This is a genomic window from Flavobacterium calami (genome assembly GCF_038290035.1).
Lineage (GTDB): Bacteria > Bacteroidota > Bacteroidia > Flavobacteriales > Flavobacteriaceae > Flavobacterium > Flavobacterium calami.
In genome coordinates this window covers 376,315-400,580 of record NZ_JBBYHS010000001.1, presented here as the reverse complement: position 1 = coordinate 400,580, position 24,266 = coordinate 376,315, and the positions used below count along the sequence as shown (strand labels likewise).

Annotated in this window: 23 protein-coding genes; 6 read left to right on the top strand and 17 right to left on the bottom strand. The window is 34.0% G+C overall.

The genetic code is table 11. The annotated features are described in order from the left end of the window. Nucleotides 1-57: 57 nt before the first annotated feature. Together AAEO57_RS01360 and gcvT are read right to left on the bottom strand one after the other, a co-directional pair. A complete protein-coding gene (locus tag AAEO57_RS01360; protein WP_341688733.1) occupies nt 58-2,094 on the bottom strand; it encodes a S41 family peptidase in 2,037 nt (678 codons plus the stop codon). A gap of 222 nt (nt 2,095-2,316) precedes the next feature. Further along, nucleotides 2,317-3,399, bottom strand: coding sequence for a glycine cleavage system aminomethyltransferase GcvT (gcvT, locus tag AAEO57_RS01355; RefSeq protein ID WP_341688731.1), 1,083 nt, complete (start codon nt 3,397-3,399; stop codon nt 2,317-2,319). 238 nt (nt 3,400-3,637) lie between these two features. Between gcvT and AAEO57_RS01350 the strand changes: the two genes are divergently transcribed. Continuing rightward, nucleotides 3,638-4,486 carry an NAD(P)H-hydrate dehydratase gene (locus AAEO57_RS01350; RefSeq protein WP_341688729.1) on the top strand — a complete coding sequence of 283 codons (849 nt, stop codon included), beginning with the start codon at nt 3,638-3,640 and terminating at the stop codon, nt 4,484-4,486. An 11-nt stretch (nt 4,487-4,497) separates the two neighbouring features. Here the strand turns inward: AAEO57_RS01350 and AAEO57_RS01345 are convergent, their stop codons facing one another. The 3 genes from AAEO57_RS01345 to smpB all read right to left on the bottom strand — a co-directional run bounded on the left by AAEO57_RS01345 (nt 4,498) and on the right by smpB (nt 6,760). Then, nucleotides 4,498-5,514, bottom strand: a complete 1,017-nt coding sequence (locus AAEO57_RS01345) for a Fic family protein (protein ID WP_341688726.1) — start codon at nt 5,512-5,514, stop codon at nt 4,498-4,500. Between the two features lie 75 nt (nt 5,515-5,589). Then, nucleotides 5,590-6,231 carry a hypothetical protein gene (locus AAEO57_RS01340; RefSeq protein WP_341688724.1) on the bottom strand — a complete coding sequence of 214 codons (642 nt, stop codon included), beginning with the start codon at nt 6,229-6,231 and terminating at the stop codon, nt 5,590-5,592. A gap of 73 nt (nt 6,232-6,304) precedes the next feature. Continuing rightward, nucleotides 6,305-6,760, bottom strand: coding sequence for an SsrA-binding protein SmpB (gene smpB, locus AAEO57_RS01335; protein ID WP_025571512.1), 456 nt, complete (start codon nt 6,758-6,760; stop codon nt 6,305-6,307). A 137-nt stretch (nt 6,761-6,897) separates the two neighbouring features. On the opposite strand from smpB, the gene AAEO57_RS01330 reads away from it, so the two are divergent. Continuing rightward, nucleotides 6,898-7,536, top strand: coding sequence for a hypothetical protein (locus tag AAEO57_RS01330; RefSeq protein WP_341688721.1), 639 nt, complete (start codon nt 6,898-6,900; stop codon nt 7,534-7,536). 95 nt (nt 7,537-7,631) lie between these two features. Next, nucleotides 7,632-7,862, top strand: a complete 231-nt coding sequence (locus tag AAEO57_RS01325; RefSeq protein ID WP_341688718.1) for a VF530 family protein — start codon at nt 7,632-7,634, stop codon at nt 7,860-7,862. Here the strand turns inward: AAEO57_RS01325 and AAEO57_RS01320 are convergent. The 12 genes from AAEO57_RS01320 to AAEO57_RS01265 all read right to left on the bottom strand — a co-directional run bounded on the left by AAEO57_RS01320 (nt 7,859) and on the right by AAEO57_RS01265 (nt 19,216). Continuing rightward, nucleotides 7,859-8,422 carry a DUF3575 domain-containing protein gene (locus tag AAEO57_RS01320; RefSeq protein WP_341688716.1) on the bottom strand — a complete coding sequence of 188 codons (564 nt, stop codon included), beginning with the start codon at nt 8,420-8,422 and terminating at the stop codon, nt 7,859-7,861. The genes AAEO57_RS01325 and AAEO57_RS01320 overlap by 4 nt on opposite strands. Before the next feature lie 111 nt (nt 8,423-8,533). Further along, nucleotides 8,534-9,082, bottom strand: coding sequence for a GNAT family N-acetyltransferase (locus tag AAEO57_RS01315; RefSeq protein ID WP_341688714.1), 549 nt, complete (start codon nt 9,080-9,082; stop codon nt 8,534-8,536). Between the two features lie 10 nt (nt 9,083-9,092). After that, nucleotides 9,093-10,823, bottom strand: a complete 1,731-nt coding sequence (locus tag AAEO57_RS01310) for a sodium:solute symporter family protein (RefSeq protein WP_341688711.1) — start codon at nt 10,821-10,823, stop codon at nt 9,093-9,095. Between the two features lie 122 nt (nt 10,824-10,945). Continuing rightward, nucleotides 10,946-13,471: a PIG-L family deacetylase gene (locus AAEO57_RS01305; RefSeq protein WP_341688708.1), complete on the bottom strand. Its 2,526-nt coding sequence runs from the start codon at nt 13,469-13,471 to the stop codon at nt 10,946-10,948. 221 nt (nt 13,472-13,692) lie between these two features. Beyond that, the gene (arsB, locus tag AAEO57_RS01300) at nt 13,693-14,754 is read right to left on the bottom strand and encodes an ACR3 family arsenite efflux transporter (RefSeq protein ID WP_341688706.1); all 1,062 of its coding nucleotides are present in this window, start codon (nt 14,752-14,754) and stop codon (nt 13,693-13,695) included. A gap of 1 nt (nt 14,755) precedes the next feature. Beyond that, the gene (locus tag AAEO57_RS01295) at nt 14,756-15,385 is read right to left on the bottom strand and encodes a low molecular weight phosphatase family protein (protein WP_341688704.1); all 630 of its coding nucleotides are present in this window, start codon (nt 15,383-15,385) and stop codon (nt 14,756-14,758) included. A 15-nt stretch (nt 15,386-15,400) separates the two neighbouring features. Next, nucleotides 15,401-15,874 carry a DUF6428 family protein gene (locus AAEO57_RS01290; RefSeq protein WP_341688702.1) on the bottom strand — a complete coding sequence of 158 codons (474 nt, stop codon included), beginning with the start codon at nt 15,872-15,874 and terminating at the stop codon, nt 15,401-15,403. A gap of 57 nt (nt 15,875-15,931) precedes the next feature. Continuing rightward, nucleotides 15,932-16,501 (bottom strand): hypothetical protein, encoded by a 570-nt coding sequence (locus AAEO57_RS01285; protein WP_341688700.1) that lies wholly within the window; start codon nt 16,499-16,501, stop codon nt 15,932-15,934. Between the two features lies 1 nt (nt 16,502). Then, nucleotides 16,503-16,829 (bottom strand): ArsR/SmtB family transcription factor, encoded by a 327-nt coding sequence (locus AAEO57_RS01280; RefSeq protein WP_341688698.1) that lies wholly within the window; start codon nt 16,827-16,829, stop codon nt 16,503-16,505. A 91-nt stretch (nt 16,830-16,920) separates the two neighbouring features. Further along, on the bottom strand, nt 16,921-17,655 hold the full coding sequence (locus AAEO57_RS01275; protein WP_341688696.1) for a DUF3667 domain-containing protein: 735 nt from the start codon (nt 17,653-17,655) through the stop codon (nt 16,921-16,923). A gap of 36 nt (nt 17,656-17,691) precedes the next feature. Next, nucleotides 17,692-18,336: an endonuclease III domain-containing protein gene (locus AAEO57_RS01270; protein WP_341688693.1), complete on the bottom strand. Its 645-nt coding sequence runs from the start codon at nt 18,334-18,336 to the stop codon at nt 17,692-17,694. 10 nt (nt 18,337-18,346) lie between these two features. Further along, nucleotides 18,347-19,216, bottom strand: a complete 870-nt coding sequence (locus AAEO57_RS01265; protein ID WP_341688691.1) for an alpha/beta hydrolase — start codon at nt 19,214-19,216, stop codon at nt 18,347-18,349. A 134-nt stretch (nt 19,217-19,350) separates the two neighbouring features. On the opposite strand from AAEO57_RS01265, the gene AAEO57_RS01260 reads away from it, so the two are divergent. The 3 genes from AAEO57_RS01260 (at nt 19,351) to glgB (ending at nt 24,131) form a co-directional block, all read left to right on the top strand. Further along, nucleotides 19,351-20,778, top strand: a complete 1,428-nt coding sequence (locus AAEO57_RS01260; protein WP_341688689.1) for a glycogen synthase — start codon at nt 19,351-19,353, stop codon at nt 20,776-20,778. Continuing rightward, nucleotides 20,768-22,048: a glucose-1-phosphate adenylyltransferase gene (locus tag AAEO57_RS01255; RefSeq protein WP_341688687.1), complete on the top strand. Its 1,281-nt coding sequence runs from the start codon at nt 20,768-20,770 to the stop codon at nt 22,046-22,048. Before AAEO57_RS01260 ends, AAEO57_RS01255 begins: the two co-directional genes overlap by 11 nt. Before the next feature lie 178 nt (nt 22,049-22,226). Next, the gene (gene glgB / locus AAEO57_RS01250; RefSeq protein WP_341688685.1) at nt 22,227-24,131 is read left to right on the top strand and encodes a 1,4-alpha-glucan branching protein GlgB; all 1,905 of its coding nucleotides are present in this window, start codon (nt 22,227-22,229) and stop codon (nt 24,129-24,131) included. Nucleotides 24,132-24,266 lie beyond the last annotated feature (135 nt).

Sequence of the window (24,266 nt, the reverse complement as noted above, 5' to 3'; positions counted from 1 at the left end):
GTTAATTAAAATAAGAGTCAGGATTACGATTTCTTGCTTCTGTATCATTAATGAAGTTTATTTAGAAGCATTAAACTCTTTAATAATATTTACAGCTTCATTTAGATATGGATTGTTTTTAAGATTGTCAATCTGGTATTGATTGACTAATTTTTCATCTGGGTAAACACCAAGTAAAAACTGATTGACGGTAGAATTATAGATATCCAACGGATTATTTTTGTCATTAAAATGGTTAATTTCTGTCCATATTGCGCTTCGTATTTCCTTTTGTTCAAAAACCGATTCTAAAGTCATTGGAACTTCAGTTTTTGGAGTGTTAATTATTTCGTCGATTTTAGAATTTATTTTTTTTATTTCGTTAAAGTATATATTGTCTTGAAGCCTCGCGGAACTATTTTTCGCAATTTTATCAATTAGAATTCTCTTTACATAGGGTTTGTATTTCAATAGGGAAACAATGCTGTCATTTTGAATTGCCGTTGGAAAATTGCTTTCTTTCTGATATACATTTTCGTAAAATTCAGGCAGGATAACATCTGGTATAACTCCGGTATTTTGATGACTTTTTCCTGTAACTCTGTAAAATTTATTAATTGATATTTTTAAAAAATCAGTAGTTGTGTTTTCGTCAAGCGGAAGGAAAGTTTGCATTGTGGCTTTCCCCAATGTGCTGCTGCCCAATAATAATGCCCGGTTGTAATCTTGTAATATAGATGCAAAAAATTCACTGGCAGAAGCTGTATTGCTGTTTACCAAAACTACAATTGGTCCTCGGTAAATAAGTCCTCTGTAGGGATCGTTGATTACAGATTTTTCCTGGCGGTTATCGACCACTATAGAAATCGGACCATAATCTACAAACATTCCAGCCATTCTGATGGCTTCTTCCATTGAGCCGCCGCCATTGTCAATCAAATCAATTACAAGTCCTTTTATGTTGTCTCTTTCAAGTTTTATAACTTCACGGGCAACATCATCGGCACATCCTTTCTGACTATTAGATTCTAAATCAGCATAAAAACTTGGTATTTTGATATAGCCGATTTTATTTTCTTTTCCGACAACAAAACTGTAAACCGAATTTTCTTCGTCTTTCATGAGTTGTTTTTCGATATACACATCAAAATTTTGACCTGAATTTCTCTTTAATGTCAATGTGATGTTTTTGTTCGATTCAGACATAATCATAGTTGATATCAATTCCAGAGAAGCACATGAAACCTGTAAAGTTTCTTTCTGATTGGAAATAGAAACAATCTGGTCTCCTTTTTTTATTAGCCCGGTTTGAAAAGCCGGACCGTTTGGATCCAGTTCTTCTATGATGATTTCGTTTTTTTCGTTCAATTTTATGCTCATTCCTAAAGAAAGATGTTCTTTTGATAAGGAAGCCACAAAGCTGGATTTAGAATCATCACTAAAATAAGCGGTGTGAGGATCAAAATAGCTGCAAAAATAGTTGTACAGTTTTTCCTGCTGAGAATCTTTTCTTTCTAAAAGTGTATTAATTCGGCAGATTTCGTTTGAAACAATAAAGTCTTTCGATTTTAATTCTAAGGTTTTAAAATTAGTTTTAAGGGAGTCTAAGTTATTGCCCATTTCTGAAATATCATCCAAAATTTGGTAACGTATTTTTTTTGTCCATACTTTTTCTAAATTTTCTTTTTTCAGATAAAAAGAAAAAGCTTTTTTGTAAAATCGAATAGTGTCTTTTTTGGTGTAATCAATATTTCCGGTCTTAATTTTTTCTAAAACAATTTTGGTTCTGAGGAGTCCATTGGTGTATTGGGTAATTATATCAGATAAAAACGAACAATCTCCTTTTAAAATCAGGTCATCTAAATTAAAACGATAACGTTTTGCTAAATCGTCATATTCGGTTTTGTAAAATATATTTCGGGAAGGGTCTAATTCGTTGATGAGATTGTCAAAAACAAAAACCGATAAACTGTCATCAACAGGTTTAGGTCTGATATGTTCTGACTGGATAAGGATGTTTATTTTGTTTACTATCAGACACGTTTTGTCACTATTTTGACCAAATAGAACGCTTGTGAACAATAATAATATTAATCGGATTTTATTCATAAACATAACAATCATCGATTAGATTAAAGTTACGCTTATTTTTTTATAATGACAGTATTTTCTTCAAAATATCGACGATTAAATATTTTGTATGTGAAATACAGTCAGGAGTACGGTGGTCAACTGTTGATTTTTGAATTTAAAACGCTCAGGTTGATTAATTTTTTAAGAAAAAATGCATTACAACCTTTAAATTGTAATGCATTTGTGACTTATTAAAAGTATATATTATTTTTTATAAAAAGGCAATTTAACTACTTTGGCAGGAACATCATTTTTTCTGATTCTGATGAAAATATCACTGTCAACCGCACTATTTGATACTGTAACATATCCTAGACCGATTCCTTTACCCAAAGTTGGCGACATTGTCCCGGAAGTTACAATCCCGATCACAGTCCCCGAAGAATCTACGATTTCATAATCGTGTCTTGGTACAGCGCGTTCCTGCATTTCAAATCCAATTAATTTTCTGGTTACGCCGGTTTCTTTTTGTTTTTTAAGAGCTTCAGAGTTTGTGAAGTCTTTAGTGAATTTGGTAATCCATCCTAAACCTGCTTCAAGAGGAGAAGTAGTGTCGTTAATATCGTTTCCGTACAAACAGAATCCCATTTCAAGGCGCAAAGTATCACGTGCAGCAAGACCAATTGGTTTGATGCCAAAAGCAGCTCCGGCTTCAAAAACTTTGTTCCAAACCTGTTCAGCTTCATCATTTTTGCAGTAAATTTCAAATCCACCAGAACCTGTGTAACCAGTTGCAGAGATAATTACATGCTCAATTCCGGCAAAATCGCCTACTTCAAAATGATAATATGCAATCGCAGACAAATCAACAGAAGTTAAAGACTGCATCGCTTCAACAGCTTTTGGCCCCTGAATTGCCAAAAGAGAATAATCATCAGAAAGGTTTTTCATTTCTACTCCCAAATCATTGTGAGAAGAAATCCAGTTCCAGTCTTTTTCAATATTAGAAGCATTTACAACCAGTAAATACTGTTCTTCTTTCATTTTATATACAATCAAATCATCCACAATTCCGCCTTCATTGTTTGGAAGACAAGAATATTGAGCTCGTCCAATTGTCAGAGTCGAAGCATCATTTGAAGTTACTTTTTGAATCAATGCGAGAGCATTTGGACCTGTTAATAAAAATTCACCCATATGCGAAACGTCAAAAACGCCCACACCATTACGAACCGATTCGTGTTCAGCATTCACACCTTCATACGTAATTGGCATATTATAACCTGCAAAAGGAAGCATTTTAGCCCCTAAACCTTCATGTATATGCGTAAGCGCAGTATTTTTCATTGTATTGTCTTATAAAATTGAGCCACAAATTTATTCAAAAAATATCGAATTTGGATAGCCTAAATTATAAATTTCGCAATATTTTGAAGCTATTTCCTGCTATCCGCTATATCTTTTTGTTTTTGGAAGCAAAACAAAAAGGATGTCGCTGCTATCAGGGCTAAGGAGTAATCGTTTTTAAGGCATATTGAAGATTTCAATAATTTATGTAATTTTAATCTACAAAAAAAACATTTAGATGAAGTCTCCATATCTAATCACCAAAGAAGAAATTTTAAAGTTTTATAAATCTGTAAATCCATTGACACACAAAGGACTTCAGGGACATGCCGTGATTATTGCGGGAAGTTATGGTAAAGTTGGAGCGGCAGTTATGGCTTCAAAATCCTGTCTGAAATCGGGTTGCGGTCTTGTAACGACTTTTACCCCAAAATGTGGGTACCAAATTCTTCAGATCTCAATTCCAGAAGTGATGGTTGTTACAGATGAAAACACAAATTTTATTACACATATTCACCTGCCATTAATTCCAAAAGCAATCGGAATTGGTTCCGGAATGGGGCAGGAGCTTGCCACACAAAAGGCTTTATTTGAATTTTTAAGAACCAATACATCTGCTCTGGTTCTTGATGCAGATGCTTTAAACATTCTTTCTGAGAATAAGGCGTGGCTCGAATTAGTTTCTGAAAATACAATTTTCACACCACATCAAAAAGAACTGGAAAGGCTGATAGGAAAATGGGATTCTGAATCTGAAAAGTTTCAAAAAGCAATTGCTTTTTCTGAGCAATATAAAATAATTATTGTGATGAAAGGTGTGCCGACTTTTATTATTAATCAAACCAAAGTTTATCAAAATACTACAGGAAATGCTGCTTTGGCAACTGCTGGGAGTGGTGATGTGCTTACCGGAATTATAACAGGACTTTTGGCGCAGAATTATGAACCTTGCGAGGCTGCAAAACTGGGTGTTTTTATTCACGGTTTAACCGCAGATATTGCGCTTCCACAAACCGGTTATCAGTCTTTTACAGCCTCTGATATTACTGAAAATCTTGGAAAAGCCTTTTTGAATATAGAGAATTGATTTTTAATTAGTCATTCTAAGATGTTTTCTAAACTTTCTTTTACTGTCCGGGCAATAAAAAATATAAAATCTTCTGCATTATCGTTTATTGTCAATTCTTCATATTGTTTTCTGTTTTTTTCTTTTATAATTGCAATTGGATATTCGTGTTGGAATAAAATTAAGGTCATTACTAATCTTGCCGTTTTTTCATTAGCTTCAGCAAAAGGGCATATTTTTAAAAGGCGAATATGCATTTCTGCTGCCAGAATGACCGGGTGTAGTTTGTTTTTGTTGACTTCATACCAAAAAAAGTAGTTTTGCATTTCTTTAGGAATTATTGAATGCTCTGTCCCAATGTTTGTATTTTCGTTTTTTAAAAATGTTTTCTTCCTGTAATTTCCGGCATTTTCAGTATTTATTCCTCTTAGAATTATGTTATGCATGGATAAAAGCTTGAGTTCATTAAATGAATTGTTTTTTTGCAGATCTTTTATAAAGCGAATTGCTTCCTGATGATTGACAGCTTCCAGATGTTCCCGCATGCTTTTGCCGGAAATTGTTTGTCCCTGGTTGATTACCAATTCAGTTTCCTGAGGTGTCATTGAATTTCCGTCTAACCGGTTGCTCTCAAAAATATATTCTAATTCGGTCGTTTTGGAGATTTCGGCATAGTTTTTTTTAGGGTAAGTGTGTAATTGAGCTTTTAAAATATCAATTTCCTTAAGTGTTTTTTCTAAGACAGAAGATAATTTTATTTTTGAAACAGATTTTTGATACTTAAGTTCTTCTTCTGCAGCTGTAAGGGCTTTTAAAGCGAATTCTTCATTTTCAATTTCGTATAAAATTTTTTCTTTTAACCATGCAATCATTAATGTTTCGTAATCAATTTCTAAAAGGTTAGCCAATCTTGTAACCTGATCTCTTGTTGGTTTTCTGAGTCCGCTTTCAAATTTACTGATTAGAGCCTGATCAATGCCAAGAGTTTGTGCAACCTCACGGGTTTTTAGACCTTTCTGTTCTCTGGCATTTTTAAGAAGTGATTTCATAAAAGATATTGACTAATTTTGTCATCAGATTTTATATAAAAAAAGCAATAGTGAATATTGCTTTTGATTGTTTTATTATTTTGGAGGAAGACTACCGTCTTTTCTCATCTCTTTTACTACAGCCTGCATTATAGCGTCTACAGTTAGTCCTAAATCTGTAGCATATTCAGACTTAGTTGTGCCTGTCCATATTAATTTGTTGTCTTTTAATGAAAAAACATTAGTTTCTACCATATAAGCGGTTGTTTCCTGATAATAGCCTGGGTCATAAAAATTGACAGAATACATTCCGTACCAGTTTCCAAAACCATAACCGTACATTCCTCCGTACATTCCGTCAAAACCGCCATAATAAAGACCTGTATTAGTTCCCGGGACATAATTGGTTTCTTTTTCAGCACTTACCAGACGCATTGTGATGACACCGTCAAAATTTTCATCTTTTAATATTTGTAATTTCTGTTCCTGCGTAAACTGTAAATTAGTGTTGTTGAGGATCTGATAAGAAGTCCTGAATATAGGATTTATAGAAGCAATCCTATTTTCGGTAATCCTTCTCGATGCTTCATCTTTTACTAAGGCAACAACCAGAACTTTCTTAAAACTTTCTTTTGCTACAGTTACGTCGGGATCTCTCCAGCTATTTACAATTGAGGTGTTGCTGGTACCACAGCTTATAAAGACAAAAACAATAAATAAGGGTAAGCACTTTTTCATATACTATATAATTAAATTTGTTGTTGTAGTAAATTTAGTTATAAAATATTAAAAGTTGCTGATTTGAAGTGAATTAATTAAAAGCTTTTTTAATACGGTCCAGATCACGTTTAGTGTCCTGTTCTTTCAGGGATTCACGTTTATCGTAATTTTTCTTTCCTTTACAAAGTCCAATCTGAAGTTTTGCCAGTCCTTTCTCATTCGTGAACAATTTTAGCGGAACAATTGTTAATCCTTTTGCCTGAACACTTTTCTGAAGATTCTTTAATTCTTTTCGGTTCAATAATAATTTCCTTTCACTTCGTGATTTGTGATTGAACTGATTGCCAAAAGAATATTCTTCTATATAGGTATTAATAGCAAACAGTTCATTATTACTGAATTCGCAAAAGCTTTCTGTTATATTGGCTTTTCCTAAGCGGATAGATTTAATTTCCGTTCCTGCCAAAACAATTCCCGCAGTGTAGGTATCGATTATTTCATAATCAAACCGGGCTCTTTTATTAAGTATATTGACTGATTTTAACATGATGCAAAAATAGGTAAAATTGTAAAACTTTAATGAGCATAAATATAATTAAAGATTTTTTTTAATCTATGATTTTAATCATCCCCGCCACAAAAGCTTCGACATAAGTTTGTCATGTAATTAATAAATATAATGACATGAAAAAAATTGTAACATTAATGAGTGTAGTATTAATTGGTTTAACTGCGAAAGCTCAGGAAGGAAGTCAGGGCTTAAAAGGAACATGGTTTGCAACTTCTCAATTTGGTTATCAGCAGACCAAAACGGCAGATGAAAAAAACACAAGTTTATCGGTACTGCCAATTGTTGGAACATTTGTAACTCCATCAGTTGTTGTAGGAGCAGGAGTTGGTTATATCAATATCAAAGCAGAATCAGATGCAGGAACGGCAGCAAAAACAGATCTGATTGTTATTCAGCCCTTGGTGAGAAAATATTGGAACATAGCTGGCTCATTGTATTTCTTCGGACAAGCAGCCTTGCCAGTAATCACCGGAAAAGAAAAGGAAAGTGAGCTAAAAGTAAATCAGTTTGGCTTATCTGTATCGGGAGGTTTTGATTATTTTATCACTAAAAACTTCTCAGTCGAGTTTTCTTATGATTTGGCAAATTTTACCACTACAACTCTGGAGTCTAAAAATGGAGAAAAAACTACAGTTACCAATTTTGGATTAGCGCACGTTGCAAATGTTGATCCGTTTTACAATACGGCGCTTGCAGGAAGTAATCCAAATTTGACATCACCGCTTTCTTTTGGATTTAAGTTCTTATTCTAAAAATTAGTGAATTGTTTTGTATCAATTCGTTAGTTTTGCAAACAGACCGCACTTTTAGAAAGAGTGCGGTTTGTTTTATCATTTAAAATATGAATATGGAAAGCAAATCCAAAGATCCGCTTCATGGAATTACACTTAAAGATATTGTTGAAACCCTTGTAAATTATTACGGTTTTGATACTCTGGGTGAATTAATTCCTCTAAAATGTTTTGTTTCAAATCCCAGCGTAAAATCAAGTCTTACTTTTTTGAGGAAAACAGACTGGGCAAGAAAAAAAGTCGAATCTTTATATCTGAAATCGCTTTCTAAATTCCCTAAGGATTAATTTAATTTATATGAAAGCATAATTCCTCCTCCGTAAGGCAGCCATTCACCACTTTTGTTCCAGTTTTTAACATTTTCATAGCTTCCGGGTGTTCCATCGTTATAATGCCCTTTGTAGTATCCCTGATGCCAGCCTCCTCTTAAAAAAATATCCAGTAAAAATTTTTCACTAAGTTTTGTATTATAACCAATTGTGGCACCAATTCTGTATCCCATTCCTGTTTCGTACCAAGTAGGTAATTTATTCCAATAGGTCCATTTCTGGAGTTCAAAAGTATCAAAACCTATATGTCCTCCTACATAAAAACCGTTATATTTTTCTTTAAAATTATATCGTATTTCTGGGGTAAACGTAGCAAACTTCATAGGTTTTTTACCGTCAATTGATTCCCAAAAGGAAGCCATAATATCAAAACTAAAGGTGGTTTTTTCGCCAATACTAGTTTCTACACCAATATTAGGCATAAGAGCTAATGCTGTAAATGCATTAAATTTTAAATAAGTCTGGCTATAAGAACTGATTGAAGTAATAAAAAGGATTGCAATAATTTTTTTTTTCATGATTTTGGACTCCAACAAGATTTTTTCTTGTTTTGCCTGCAAATATAGTTTAACGAAGTATTTTACTATTATAAAATATGAAGTTTGTTCTAATTTTTCTGAATAATGATTTTAATGTGAGAGTAATGAATAAATTACCTTGTCCAGAAATTTACCTTCAAAAAAATCACATTCTTTTAAATGAGCTTCTTTGACAAAGCCACATTTTTGTAAAACCTTTTCTGAAGCCGTATTTTTAGGATCTATCACGGCTTCAATTGAGTGTAGTTTTAAATCATTAAAACCATAAGTGATCAATCGATTTACGGCTTCGGGGATAATTCCTTTTCCATGAAAATCCGGAAGTAGCATATAGCCGATTTCAGCGCGATAATTTTCTGGCTGAATTCTGTAAAAGCCAATAAGACCAAGTAGTTTAGAACTCCCTTTTAATGTAATTCCCCAATTGATTCCTGTGTTTGATATGATTTTTTCTTCAATCATGGCAATGTGTTCCAGAGCATCTTCGGTTGTTTTTACCAAAGGTCTCGGAATATATTTCATCGTTTCGGGATTAGACCGCAATTCAAAAACTTCATTTACATCGTTGTTTGTTATTTGTCTTAAAATCAAACGTTCTGTTTCTATGACAGGAAATGGTGTAAAATTAAAACTCAGCATATTTTATATTTTATAATTTATTTAACAGATGAGTATTTCTTTTGAAAAATACAAACTGGATGAATAAAGATAAAAGAATAGTTAAAATTGCACCTATAAAATTTAACCATAAATAACCAAGTTTTTCCTGGTCACTCGGATAGATGTATATCATAAAATAATAAATAATAAAAATGGTTGTCTGACTAATGATAGCACTATAAAACATTGGTTTGGCCTGGACTTTGTGCAAATAAAAACCAACAAGAAATATTCCCAGTACTGTTCCGTAAAATATAGAACCAATGATATTAACCAGCTGAATTAAATTTTCAAATAAGGTTCCCACACAGGCAAAAAGTATTGCGATCAATCCCCAAAAAAGTGTAAAAAATTTGGTAGCATTGAGATAATGTTTTTCAGATTTCTCCTCCTTTAGGTTTCGTTTGTAGATATCGATCGCAGTTGTCGATGCAAGGGCATTTAAACCGGAAGCTGTAGATGACATAGCAGCAGAAATTATCACAGCCAGTAATAAACCGATGAGACCTTTGGGCAGATAATTCAAAATGAAATGAAAGAACACATAATCCTTGTCATTAGTCTCACTATTACTGTCTGCTTTCGAAATAATTTCTTTTGCTTTATCGCGTAAATCTTTTTCTTTATTGGATAAAGCAACCAGTTCTTTTCTTAGGATCGGGTTGTCATAATCCTGATTAAGCTGTTCGATATATAAAAGATTGATTACTTTTTTATCTTCAGAAAGCTTATCAAGTTTAAGTTCTAGAGCATGGTAATCCTCTTTATATTTTGACTTTTCAATGACAATTTTATTATTCGGATTAAAATTTAATGGAACTGGATTAAATTGAAAAAACACAAACACCATAACCCCAGTCAGCAATATAAAAAACTGCATTGGTACTTTTAATAATCCGTTCATGATTAATCCCATTTGACTTTCTTTTACTGATTTTCCGGACAGATATCGGCCTACCTGTGACTGATCTGTTCCAAAATAAGCCAGCATGAGGAAAAATCCCCCTGTAATTCCGCTCCATAAGGTATATTTTTCTTCCGGATCAAAAGAAAAATCTACAATATTCATTTTATCATTTGCTCCGGCAATATGCATGGCACTTGAAAAAGTCATATCCTGAGGCAGATAATGCAAAATCAGGAAGAAAGTGATAAACATTCCGGTCATAATTACAAACATTTGCTGTTTTTGAGTAACATTTACAGCTTTTGTACCTCCTGAAAAAGTATAAATTATAACGAGTACACCAATAATAATATTCATTAAAGTCAGATTCCACCCTAAAAGAGCCGATAAAATAATTGCAGGGGCATAGATGGTCAAACCGGTTCCCAGACCTCTCTGAACCAAAAATAATATAGCGGCCAACGAGCGTGTTTTTACATCGAATCGTTTTTCAAGGAATTCATAAGCTGTAAATACTTTGTATTTATGGTATAACGGGATGAATGTCAGACAAATGACAATCATGGCAATTGGTAATCCAAAATAAAATTGCACAAAACCCATTCCGTCATGATAGGCTTGCCCTGGTGTGGATAAAAAAGTAATGGCACTGGCCTGTGTAGCCATTACAGAAAGTCCAACGGTGTACCATGGAGTTTCATTATTTCCTAAAATAAAATCTTCGACATTTTTGCTTCCTTTTGTTTTCCAGGATCCATATCCAACGATAAATAAAAGAGTAACAATAAGTACCAACCAATCAAATAGCTGCATGTGTTAAGAGTATAATTGCATGATTAAGAAAAAGATAACAATGTAAATCACGTTAGCGACTAATACATAGGTGTAACTTTTTTTCCATTTTTTTTCTTTTCTCGCTTCCATTTTAGTTTTTTTTAGTTTTTTAACTCTGCCTTTGGAGCTTCTACAGGCTGTTTTAACGAAATAATGTTTGAAAGCAATCGGTAAGCTCCGGCTACACCCTCCGGTAATTCTCTAAAAAAGCTTAAACCGGTATAAATATAGTAACCTTTTCCGTAAGGAGCGACCAATAAAGCCCCGTTTTTCTCAGATTCGCCTTTGTCATGTGAGGATATAATCGGGGTAAAAGCAGGATCAAACTGATTAGGATAATACAACCCCTGTTCCTGAGTCCAGCCTTCAAAATCTTTTGTGCTGATTTTGTTCGGAGTGTTTAAAACAGGATGATCCGTTGCCAGGAAAGTAACCTTAGCATTTTCCTCAGTAACCCTGTCATCTGAAAGTTTAAGCGAATAAGGCGCAATTTTATCAGTAATTAATCTGCTATTCGTATTGTATTGCACAATCATTGTTTTACCACTTTTTATAAAATCAAAAAGTACTGATTGTTTGTTAGCCAAAGCTTTTACTGTGTTGTAAGCACGAATTCCTGTAATGATGACATTGAAAGATTCTAATTTTTCGGGTGTAATTTCTTCAGGTTTCAAAATAGTCACTTTATAACCCATTTGTGTCAGGCTTTCAGGAACTTCATCACCAGCACCCATGATATAGCCAATTGCGTCTCCAGTAGTTTTTAAATCAATCCGGATACATTTTGATTCTGCTGATTTTAAGACCAATTGTTTTGTAATATGATTAAAATCAAGGATAGTCTGATCTTTGTCAAAACTTTTATTTTCTGCTACAACTACACTTTTAGCAACAGCTTCTTCCGGATTGGATGGAGGAATAACTTCAAAATAGAAAGTTTGTTCCATACCTTTTTTATCCAGCGTAAATGGAATTTCTTTAGGAGAGACTATCCAGCTTTTAGGAAGTTCCAATTGTAAATTTCCTTTAATTCCGTTTTTGCCCGCACGAACTTTTACCGGAATCATTTTACTTTTCGTATCCTTAAAAATTAAGACTTTTTGCAGAATAGAAGTGCTGACTTCAGGTACGATGTCCAGGAAATTATACATTTCGCCTTTTACGCCGTCATTGTATTTATAAACCACAATTCGTTCAAACGGAATCTCTATGCCATTAATTTTTAGATTAAAAACAACTTTAACTTCTCTGATGATATCCGGAATCCCGATGATTTCCTGATTAGAAACGGTGTACATTCCCACAGTGGCTTTTTCTTTAAGCCAATAGGGCTGTGTATATTCAATTGTATCAGGAAGCTGAATTTCAATTTTAGACTTCTGATCGTTATTGTTTTTTAGAATACTGTTTTGAAGTGTCGTTTTGTTGTCCGGTAACGAAGTTACACTTACCAGCTGCATTTCAACAGCACTTCTGTTAATCGCTTCAAGGTTTAATTTGATAATACTCCCCGGAGTAGCTTCCTGTTCTTCAGCTACAGCTTCAAGATATAATCCGGTACTGGATGCAATAATATTTCTTATTGCGGCCAGTTTAATAGTCTTCCAATGCGGATCTTCTAAGGACTGAATCATTGAATAAGCTTTCAGTAAATCAGGAACACTGGCTGAAGGATTACTGAAATTATAATTTTTAATAATCTGCGAAATCAGCTCACCAATTGGTTTGCCGTTTTTTACACGGTTCCAGCTCGTATCAATTCCGTCAAATAAATCATTACGGTTTTTAGGTTTTTCGCCATTAATAAGTTCAAGATATTCTGTTTCATCACCTCGGCTTCCGGTACTTCCAAACCCTTGTGACTGATGGCGGCTTCGGCTCAAAGCGGCAATTTCCTGATTCGATTTTCCGATGCCGGCATAATAAACGCCGGTTTCCAATGCATAATATTTGGATTTATCTGCAGCATCGAATTTTTCCTGACTTCCAAAAAACCACCACGACGGATTAAAAAACTGTCTTTTTACTTGCCATGTACTTACGTATTTGAGCTGTTCAGGATATATTTTAGGATTATTGGTTAAATTAAAACTCTCGACACTAAGCATTGCAGACGAAGTGTGATGTCCGTGTGTTGTTCCCGGTGATCTATGGTCAAAACGATTGATTATCACATCGGGCTGAAATTTTCTGATAGTCCAGACCACATCGGCAAGGACTTTGTCTTTATCCCAGATTTTTAAAGTTTCATCCGGATTTTTAGAAAAACCAAAATCATTCGCACGTGAAAAAAACTGTTCTCCGCCATCAATTTTTCGGGCTTCAATTAATTCCTGAGTTCTGATAACACCCAATAATTCACGTAACTGAGGACCAATCAGATTTTGTCCGCCGTCGCCTCTGGTTAATGATAAATACGCAGTTCTTGCATTAACTTCATTTGATAAATAAGATATTAAACGGGTATTTTCATCATCAGGATGCGCTGCGAGATACAGGACTGACCCCAGAAAATTTAGTTTTTGAATTTGGTTGTAAATCTCAACAGCATTAGGTTTTTGTGGCTGTTGGGCAAAAGATATTTGTATGCTGATTAAGAAAATTAAAAAGAGCTGAGTTTTTCGCATATCGTGATTCGAATTTTTGAAAGAGCCTCAAAAATAGTAATTATATCCTTGAACAGTAATTAAATGAAATGTTAATGTTGAATTTTTTAATAAGAAGCTATTCCCGCTGTCCGCTGTATCTTTTTATTTTTAAAGAAAAAATAAAAAGGATGCCGCTTCCATCTGGGCTAGGGCTCTAGTTTTTATTAGGATATAAAAGATTCTCTTAGAACCTTAGTTTATTAAAGAAAATATTTTTTCCTAAACCAAAAAGCCACATTTACAAGGGCAATCAAAGCAGGAACTTCAACCAAAGGCCCAATAACACCTGCAAAAGCCTGTCCGCTATTAATTCCGAAAACACCTATTGCAACCGCAATTGCCAACTCAAAATTGTTTCCTGTAGCTGTAAAAGCAATCGCAGTACTTTTTGAATAATCAGCACCAAAATACTTTCCGATAAAAAAACTAATGACAAACATGATAACAAAATAAATCACCAAAGGAATCGCAATTCGAAGTACGTCCATCGGAATCTGAACAATCAATTCTCCTTTTAAGCTAAACATAATTACAATCGTAAACAGCAAGGAAATTAACGTAACAGGTGAGATAAAAGGAACATATTTATTCTGGAACCATTCTTCTCCCTTAAGTTTTATCAGGCTATAGCGACTTATAATGCCAAGCGCAAAAGGAATTCCTAAATAAATACCCACGCTTTCTGCAATTTGTCTAATACTTATATTCACATTAAATCCTGTATAGCCAAAATAAGGAGGCAGAATTGTGATAAAAATATATGCGTAAACACTATAAAGCAAAACCTGAAAAATACTGTTTAAGGCGATTAATCCGGCGGCATATTCCCGATTTCCATCAGCAAGATCGTTCCAGACTACGACCATAGCAATGCAGCGTGCCAAACCAATAAGGATTAAACCAATCATGTATTCCGGATAGCCTTTTAAAAATACAAGTGCGAGTGCAAACATCAATATTGGCCCTGCTATCCAGTTCAGTAATAACGAAGCTCCAAGGACTTTTGTGTTTTTAAAAACCTCTCTCATTTTCTCGTATTTTACTTTTGCCAAAGGTGGATACATCATTAAAATTAGTCCAATTGCCAGCGGAATATTAGTAGTTCCGCTGGAAAAGGAGTTTATGAAATTTCCGCTTGACGGAATAAAATAACCGATAGAAACGCCAATTATCATGGCAATAAATATCCACAAAGTGAGAAATCGGTCTAAAAACCCCAGCTTTTTTCTTTCTGCAATTGGCGTACAATGATTTATAGTCATATTATTTTTTTATTTGGGAGAAAACGTAAAAGAGTTCACTAGCAATCTGTAAACTGCGTTCCTGATATTTCTCAGTTTGCTGTGGGGTATTGTCAAAAGCTTTGGGATCTTCAAATCTAACCGGAATCCGTTTTTCAGCCCCTGTAATAAAAGGACAGCCTTCATCTGCAGATGAACAAGTCATAATGGCGGCAAAGTTATTTTTAGGGTTGAAATCATCATCGTACGTTTTAGAAAAACAGATAACCGGAGATTCGTTATGAGCAAATTTTATGGCGTAAACAGGATTGTTCTCTTCAGAAAGTTTCTGAATTTTAAAGCCTGTGTTTTTTAAAACTTCAGCAACTTTTGGAAACAGAGCTGTAGCTTCTGTACCACCAGAATAGCAAAAAACATTTTTTATTCCGTAATAATGTGCTGCAGTTTGTGCCCAAATCTGAGACAAATGACTTCTTCTGGAGTTGTGTGTACAAATAAAATTTAACAGAATATCCTCTTGATTATCAACTTTCAACTGAATAAAATCAATAAGGGACTGTAAAATATTTTTGCGTTCAAAATCAATTTCATCAAAATAAAATGATAAGACGGTTTGTTCAATTTCTGTAAATAATGGTCCTTTATTTGGCATTTTTTTAGGTCTAAATTAGCAGCAACTTCCGCCCGGAGTGCATGAATTATTGTTTTCTTTATTAAGTTGGATAAGATTCAGTTTAGCTTTTTCTTTAGGCGTTCCACAATTTTCCTCAGCTAAACAAGCCGTGTGTTTGTTGAGGAGTTGAAAATCTTTACCATTGAAATCCAGATCATATTTGCCAATAGTGTGATCCTGATACTCTACTTCAATTTCAAAATCTTCGATTCCTAAAACTTTTTCTGAAAGTTCGATAATATGAATTAGTTTTTGCGGTTTTAAACGATGTTCAAAATCATTAGCATTCCAAAGCTGAAAATTCACTACGGTTTCTTTGCGAACTGTTCCTCCGCAATCAATGAAGTTTTTGGTAATTAAACCGACTTCGGTAACGTGGAAATATTCCGGAACGTAGCTTCCGTCTGGCAATTGAAAATTTACTGCTTCAACAGTATTGAGTATTTGTTTAATTTCTGAAAGTTTCATATTTTTTTTGTTTAACTGTTTATTGCAATATTGCGATTTTTGTAGTAAAAAAAGTTTTTAACAACACTTAAGGCTCATTTTTCTAAAGTAAAAATTAAATCTGGGGATATAAACCAAAACATGTAGTAACCCTATTAAAACAGAACCAGGCAGAATATTTAGAGCGATTATTTTGAAAAAATTATAATTTTCAAATTCCTGAAAACTATTTTGCAAGGTCATCATACCTTCTTTTGTATGATTGATTTTAAGGGCCAGAAATACAGCAATACTGGCAAAATGAATACCATTTACCAAAAGATGTATAATGTACTCCCAGCGAGGCAGACCACCCATAAATTCCCGACTGTCTTTTTCCGTATATGCATCAATAATCATTATAAAAATGTCAAGAAAAATAAATAGTATGCCTATAAAAAACAGGTTGTTATTTTCGATGCTAATAAACAATGTGTAAAGAATACCTGAAAATAAAAAGGCTCTTATGGTATGTGTAAGATGCTCAAATTGACTCTCTTTGTTTTCATGCAAACGAAATTTATAAAGATGTAAATACACTCCGTCAAACAATGCTAAAGCTGAATATAAGATTAATAATATTGTAGAGATAACAAAAGCAATTTCCATATTAACAGCATTTTTGATTTGTAACAGTTAGGATAATTTTAGAAAAGTATTCCTTTAATATGTCAAAAGTTTTTTCGTCGATGCAATAGCAAATTGCATTTCCTTCAATATTTCCTTTAATGAGTCCCGCATTTTTTAATTCCTTTAAATGCTGAGAAACTGTAGGCTGCGCAAGAGGAAGTTCATTTACAATATCACCGCAAATGCAGGTATTTACTTTGAGCAAGTATTCAATAATGGCAATTCTTGCAGGATGTCCCAAAGCTTTTGCGATTATGGCAATTTGATTTTGTTTGTCCGTAAAATGATCTGTTTTAGTTGCGCCCATGTATTTATCTTTATATTGCAATATTACGATAATGTTTTGATTTAAAAAAAGAAAGAAACCAATTTATTTTATTCTTAACTAAATATTCTATTTATTCTGGCATTTTTCCACTCAATACAAGTATTATTGCTGCAATTATCAGAAAAGAAATTAAAAAAATCAGGTGACTTAATAAGGTTAAAAAGAAAGCCTTAGTCCTGGATATTTTATTGAAAAACTGAATATTAGTCCAAAATATTAATACTACACCAATTATATAAGTCATAGTTGAAAACCATTTAGCATGCCCTATACTATTCAGATATAACAAAACCGGAAAAGTAAGGACTTGTACAAAAAGTCTTTGTGCGGCTTTAAAAGTATTGAGAACAAAAAATTCGAAAAAATTATAACCTTCTTTTCTGAATACGATAAAAGTTCCAAGTGTGTAAGCTGGAATAGTAGCAATAGTTATCCAGGAAAAGTGTGTTGCCATCCATTCATTGTAGTCGTGTAAATCTATGGTAGAATTTTTGGCGTTCGAAAATAAATCGATATGGTAATAATGATATAAAAAGCCATACAATGCTCCAAGAACTGCAACTAATGACAAAGGTTTAAAATGTCTGACACGTTTTCCTTCGATAAACTCCCGAATAGAATGCCCCGGTCTTGTAAATAATTGTTTTAGCGAATACAGAATTCCTGCATCAAAATGGAATAATCCGTGTTGAATATCATGCCATAAAAAATGTGCATTTATTTTATGGGTTTCTGCTGATTGCCCACAATTGTTGCAATAATGTCCTTTGAAAATCTGCCCACAATTTTTACATGTAATATTCATATTCAAATTATTAGTTAAAGAGATTTTATATAAATTTTAGTTTAAAGAATTCAGATAATATTCACAGCAGTCTTTCAAAAGACATTCTTCGCATTTAGGTTTTGGTCTACAGATTTCTCTGCCTAGAAATGATATTGCCATACCAATTTCTGACCATATTTTTTTAGGTAAAACTTCCATCAATTGTTTTTCGATTTTGTTACCGTCCTTGCTTTCTTTTACAATGCCAAGTCTTGGAGCAACACGAATCACATGTAAATCGGTAATAATTCCTTCTGCCGGCTGATGAGTTTCCCTCAAAATAACATTGGCAGATTTTCTTCCCAGTCCTTTTAAAGCCGTCAATCCGTTCATCGTTAACGGAATGTTGTCGTCATTTTTAATTGTTTTTGCAATTTCAAGAAGCCATTCGGCTTTGGTAGCATGATTCCGAACTTTACTGATATAAGGTATAAAACTGTCTTTGTCTGTTTTTGATAAACTTTTTAAGGTAGGAAATTCAGCAAACAGGGCAGGAGCAATGTTATTAATATTAGCATCAGAATCCTGCGCTGATAAAACGACCATTACCAGCAATTGATAGGTGTTTTTATAATTCAAAGGATGTTTTTTCCCTTTGTATTTCTTTAAAATGGGTTTTAAATCGTTTTCCCAGTTCTTTGTTTCTCCAAATAAATCCATGTAGTTTCAATTAATCGTTATACTGAATGAATTCTATAATTTTTTTAATTACGCTTTGGTTTCCTAAAACTTTGCGGTGTCCCAAACCTTCAGTTAAAAATAAACTACCTATTTTTAAGTGTTTATGAATATGGATTCCGGCTTTTACAGGAACTTCAGGATCATCCTTGTCGTGAATTACCAAAACAGGAATTTCTGTTTTGGCTGCCGCTTTGTATGCCGAAAAGGCATCCATTTTTACCTCATATTTATTTTCAAAATAATCACGCAAATGAATACTAATTTCGGGTTTTAAACCCAATTTAAAAATAAAATCATCCAGAATATCCTGCACTTTATCGCCACTGCCAATCACTACGGCCTTTTTTATGTTTAAACCACTTTTTACTGAATTCAGAACTGACATTCCTCCAAGTGAATGCCCGATGGCAATTTCGAACGTTCCGTATAGTTTTTCAATTTCTAAGATTGATTCAATGAATTCAGACATTATGGTAGAATTGCCCTTTGATTTCCCGTGTGCAGGAGCGTCAAAACTTACCACAGCATATCCTTTTTCTATCAAAGCATCTGCAATTTTGAATAATTGTGTTCCTCGGCCCGACCAGCCATGAACAAGGAGAGCTTTCTTTTCGCTTTTACCATATTCATAAACTGTAATGTTTTTATCAATTGCCGGAATATGAATTGTTTTTTGTGTACTTGCTGTGTCCATATCCAGTTCTCTTTTTGGAACCTTATGTTTTATAGGAGTTGTAAATAGTCTGGCGGCATAAAGTGTAGCAAGTTTAGGTGAAATAAAAGCACATAATTTACTGGAAAGCAGAATAAAGAGAGGGATTTTTAAAGATTTTACAGGATTTGGTGATTTTTTTGGCATAATGATAATTTTTGTTTTTGGGCTTTATTTTACTTAGTTTTTTCCTAAATTTAAAAAACATAAAATTACAGAATAATAGCAATTTACGTATTAATTTAATTTAGTACCAATTTTATAAAAATAGCAGTCTTTAAATGGAAATATTTCATATTAGTGCTGAATGCTACCCAATGGCAAAAGTTGGCGGATTAGCCGATGTTGTAGGGGCATTGCCAAAATACCAACAAAACGCAGGGCATCAGGTAAGGGTAGTAGTTCCCTGTTATAATACTAAATTTAAAAACGAAAACAATTTTGAGTGTGTGCACTGGGGAACGGCTGAATTAGGAAATTTTAAGTTTCCATTCAGTGTGTTAAAAGAAACTACAGATAAATTAGGTTACGAATTATACCTGATAGAAATTAAAGAATTATTTGACCGTCCTAATATTTATGGTTACGAAGATGATATCGAACGTTTCCTGTCTTTTCAGATAGCTACTTTAGACTGGATTATGCAACGTGATGCTATTCCTGATGTTATAAACTGCCACGATCATCATACAGGTTTAATTCCGTTTATGCTTCAGTTTAGTTATAAATATGAAGTGTTAAGCAATGTCAGAACTGTTATTACGATTCATAACGGATTGTATCAGGGATGGTTTGGTTCTGATAAACTGCATTATATACCAGAATTTGATTTAAGGCATGTTGGGTTTTTAGAATGGAATAATTCCCTGAATTCGTTAGCTGTCGGAGTCAAATGTGCGCATGCAGTTACCACAGTTTCGCCAAGTTATCTGGATGAAATTAATGTTTCGGCAAACGGGCTGGAATCATTATTTAATTCTGTACGAAACAAATCGAAGGGAATACTAAACGGAATAGATATTGAAGTCTGGAATCCTTTAAAAGACAAAATGCTTGAAGAACATTACAGTATCGAGGATTTTGAAACAGGAAAACAAAAAAACAAAGATAAATTGTGTGAACGGTTTGATTTAGATCCTTCAAAACCGCTATTTAGTTTTATTGGAAGATTATTTGATGAAAAGGGAGGGGATTTATTACCTCAGGCTTCGGCACTCGCTTTATCTGAACATTTTGAGAATATAAATATCCTGATTTTAGGATCTGGGAACCCTGATATTGAAACGCAATTGTTGCAGTTGCAAAACGATTATAAAGGAAATTACAATGTTTTCATCGGGTATAATGAAGAACTTGCCCATTTAATTTATGCCGGTTCCGATTTTATTTTAATGCCTTCAAGAGTAGAACCGTGCGGGTTAAATCAGATGTATGCTTTGCGTTACGGAACAGTTCCCATTGTGAGAAGAACTGGCGGTTTGCGGGATACCGTAATTGATTTTGGAGATGATGGAAACGGAATCTGTCATGACCAGTCTTCGGTTGGAGATGTGTGTTATTCGATCAATCGTGCTGTAAACCTGTATGATGATAAAACTAAATTTAATAAAATAATAAAAAAAGGAATGTCAACGGATCATTCCTGGGAAAGAGTTTGTCAAGAATATATCGAAACATATAACCAAATAATTCAGAAAAATGAAAGTTAACAAAAAGGGAGTCGTTGCTATTATTTTAGGAGGTGGTCAGGGATCACGTTTATATCCGTTAACAGAAACTAGATCAAAACCGGCAGTTCCGATTGGAGGAAAATACAGATTAGTAGATATTCCTATATCCAATTGTATCAATTCTGATATTTTTAAAATATTCGTATTGACACAATTCAACTCGGCTTCTCTAAATGCGCACATCAAAAACACCTTTAATTTTAGCATTTTCAGTCAGTCATTTGTAGATATTTTAGCGGCCGAACAAACACCTGATAATCCAACATGGTTTCAGGGTACTGCAGATGCGGTGCGTCAGTGTATGTCACATTTTTTAAAACATGATTTTGAATATGCTTTGATACTTTCGGGAGATCAGTTATATCAAATGGATTTTAACGAAATGCTGGAAGCACACATTGCTGCTGATGCTGCGATTTCTATTGCTACATTGCCGGTAAATGCTAAAGATGCTCCTGAATTTGGAATTCTTAAAACGAATCGTGAAAGTTTCATTGAAGCTTTTATTGAGAAACCACACGCTTCGCTTTTACCGGAATGGGAATCTGAAGTAAGTGAGCAAATGCAGGAAAAAGGCAAAAAGTATCTTGCTTCAATGGGTATTTATATATTTAACCGTCAATTATTGGAGGATTTGATGGCTGATCCTGAAACCAAAGATTTTGGAAAAGAAATTATTCCGCAAGCTGTTGGAAAGCATAAAATCCTAAGCTACCAATATGAAGGCTACTGGACAGATATTGGAAACATTGATTCGTTTTTTGAAGCAAATATCGGTTTAACTGCTGACATACCAGAATTTAATTTGTTTGATGATGAGAATAAAATCTTTACACGTCCAAGGTTACTGCCACCTTCAAAATTTAGAAATTCAAACATCAATCAATCTTTAATTTCAGAAGGTTGTATCATTAATGCGAATGAAATTAAAAATTCGGTAATCGGGATACGTTCCAGAATTGGTGACGGAACTGTGATTCAGCATTCATACGTAATGGGGAATGATTTTTACCAGGATCTGGATGAAATGAACCGCGATACAATAAACAATAAGATACATATTGGAATCGGCGACAACTGTTATATAAAAAATGCTTTAATCGATAAAAATGTGCGAATAGGTAATAACGTTCATATTAACGGAGGTAAACATTTAGAAAATTTCACCAATGAATTATACAGTATAAAAGACGGTATTGTGGTTGTCAAAAAAGGTGTAGTGCTTCCGGATAATTTCAGGATAGATTAATATTTAGTCCTTAGTAATTAGTCCTCAGTGATTAGTAAAGTGTGTTCTTTATATTATAATGGGCGCTATTAAGGATTGATAATTAGATTATTAGATAAAAAAAAATAACCAATTACTAAATGCAAGAACTAGGCATTATTCACTAAGTACTAGTTACTAATCACTAAGAACTCAATATATGTCCAACGTTATTACGTATTCTTTATTTACCGATTTTGACATCGATTTATTCAAAGCAGGAAAACACTTCAGATTATATGAGAAACTGGGTGCGCACCTAGTTGAAGTCGATGGTGTAAAAGGCGTTTATTTTGCCGTCTGGGCACCGACCGCAAAATCTGTTTCGGTTGTAGGGGACTTTAATTACTGGACTCAGGGAGAACATCTTTTGCAGGTGCGTTGGGATTCATCAGGTATTTGGGAAGGTTTTATTCCCAATTTAGACAAAGGAGCTATTTATAAATACAAAATACAGTCTCACATTGACGGAATCATAACTGAAAAAGCGGATCCTTTTTCTTTATACTGCGAAAAACCGCCTTACACGGCATCTGTAGTCTGGGATTTAGACTATAACTGGAAAGACGAAAAGTGGATGCAGTTGCGTCACGAACATAATGCTTTGGATAAACCTTATTCGGTTTACGAAGTTCATTTGGGTTCGTGGAAACGTGGTGATGATAATAAGTTTTTAACCTATTTGGAACTTGCAGATGATTTAGTAGCTTATGTTAAAGAAACCGGTTTTACACACGTCGAGTTTATGCCGGTCATGGAGTATCCGTATGATCCTTCATGGGGATATCAGTTGGTTGGATATTTTGCGCCAACATCCCGTTTTGGCAAACCACAGGATTTTATGGTTTTGGTTGATAAACTGCATCAGGCGGGTATTGGTGTTATTCTGGACTGGGTTCCGTCACATTTTCCTGATGATGCTCACGGTTTAGGATTTTTTGACGGCTCACATCTATACGAACATCCGGACCGCAGAAAAGGCTATCATCCGGACTGGAAAAGCCTTGTTTTTAATTACGGGCGTAACGAAGTTCGTGCTTTTTTAATTAGTAATGCTGTTTTTTGGCTTCAAAACTATCATGTTGATGGCTTAAGGGTTGATGCGGTAGCCTCTATGCTGTACCTCGATTATTCCAGAAATGAAGGGGAGTGGGAACCAAATATATATGGTGGAAGGGAAAACCTGGAGACAATAAGTTTCCTAAAAGAATTCAATGAAGTTATTTACGCTAATTTCAGCGGGGTTCAGACCATTGCAGAAGAAAGCACTTCGTTTCCGATGGTTTCCAGGCCTACATTCACCGGAGGTTTAGGTTTCGGAATGAAATGGATGATGGGCTGGATGCATGATACTTTAAAATACTTTCAAAAAGAAACGGTTTACAGGAAATACCATCAAAATGATTTGACTTTTTCGATGACTTATGCCTTTACCGAAAACTTCATGCTGCCTTTTTCACATGATGAAGTAGTTTACGGAAAGCAATCCATAGTGTATAAAATGCCGGGCGATGAATGGCAGAAATTTGCCAATTTAAGGTTGCTTTACGGTTATATGTTTACCCATCCCGGAACAAAATTGTTATTTATGGGCTCTGAATTTGGGCAAACTGCCGAATGGAATTTTGAAAATAGTCTGGACTGGCATCTGTTGAAATATGATTATCATTCAGGAATCAAAGATGTAATTAAAGATTTGAATCAGTTGTATAAATCAAGTCCGGCTTTGTATGAAAAACAATTTAGCGGAGAAGGTTTTGAATGGATCAATTATTCAGATCATCAGAATGCAGTTATATCCTACATCCGAAAAGGAAACAAAGCTGAAGAAAACCTAATAATTGTCTGTAATCTTACTCAGGTTATTCGGGAGAATTACAGAATTGGAATTTCTCAAAAAGGAAATCTGAAAGAAATTTTTAATAGTGATTCTAAACTTTACGGAGGAAGCGGGGTTGTAAATTCAGGGATATTAAAAATTGAATCTTCTCCTTACGATGGAAGGGATTTTTCGGTTGAATTAATTTTGCCTCCTTTAAGTGTTACGGTTTATTCTTTCGTGTAAAATAATTCAGCTGATTTGTACACTGTGATTTTGTTATTTTTAAGGATATAAATTACTGAATTAGCTTTTTTTGGAGATGTAAATTATCACTCATTCAGAAAAAACGTTTTCGTTAATAAACCGTTTATTCATAGG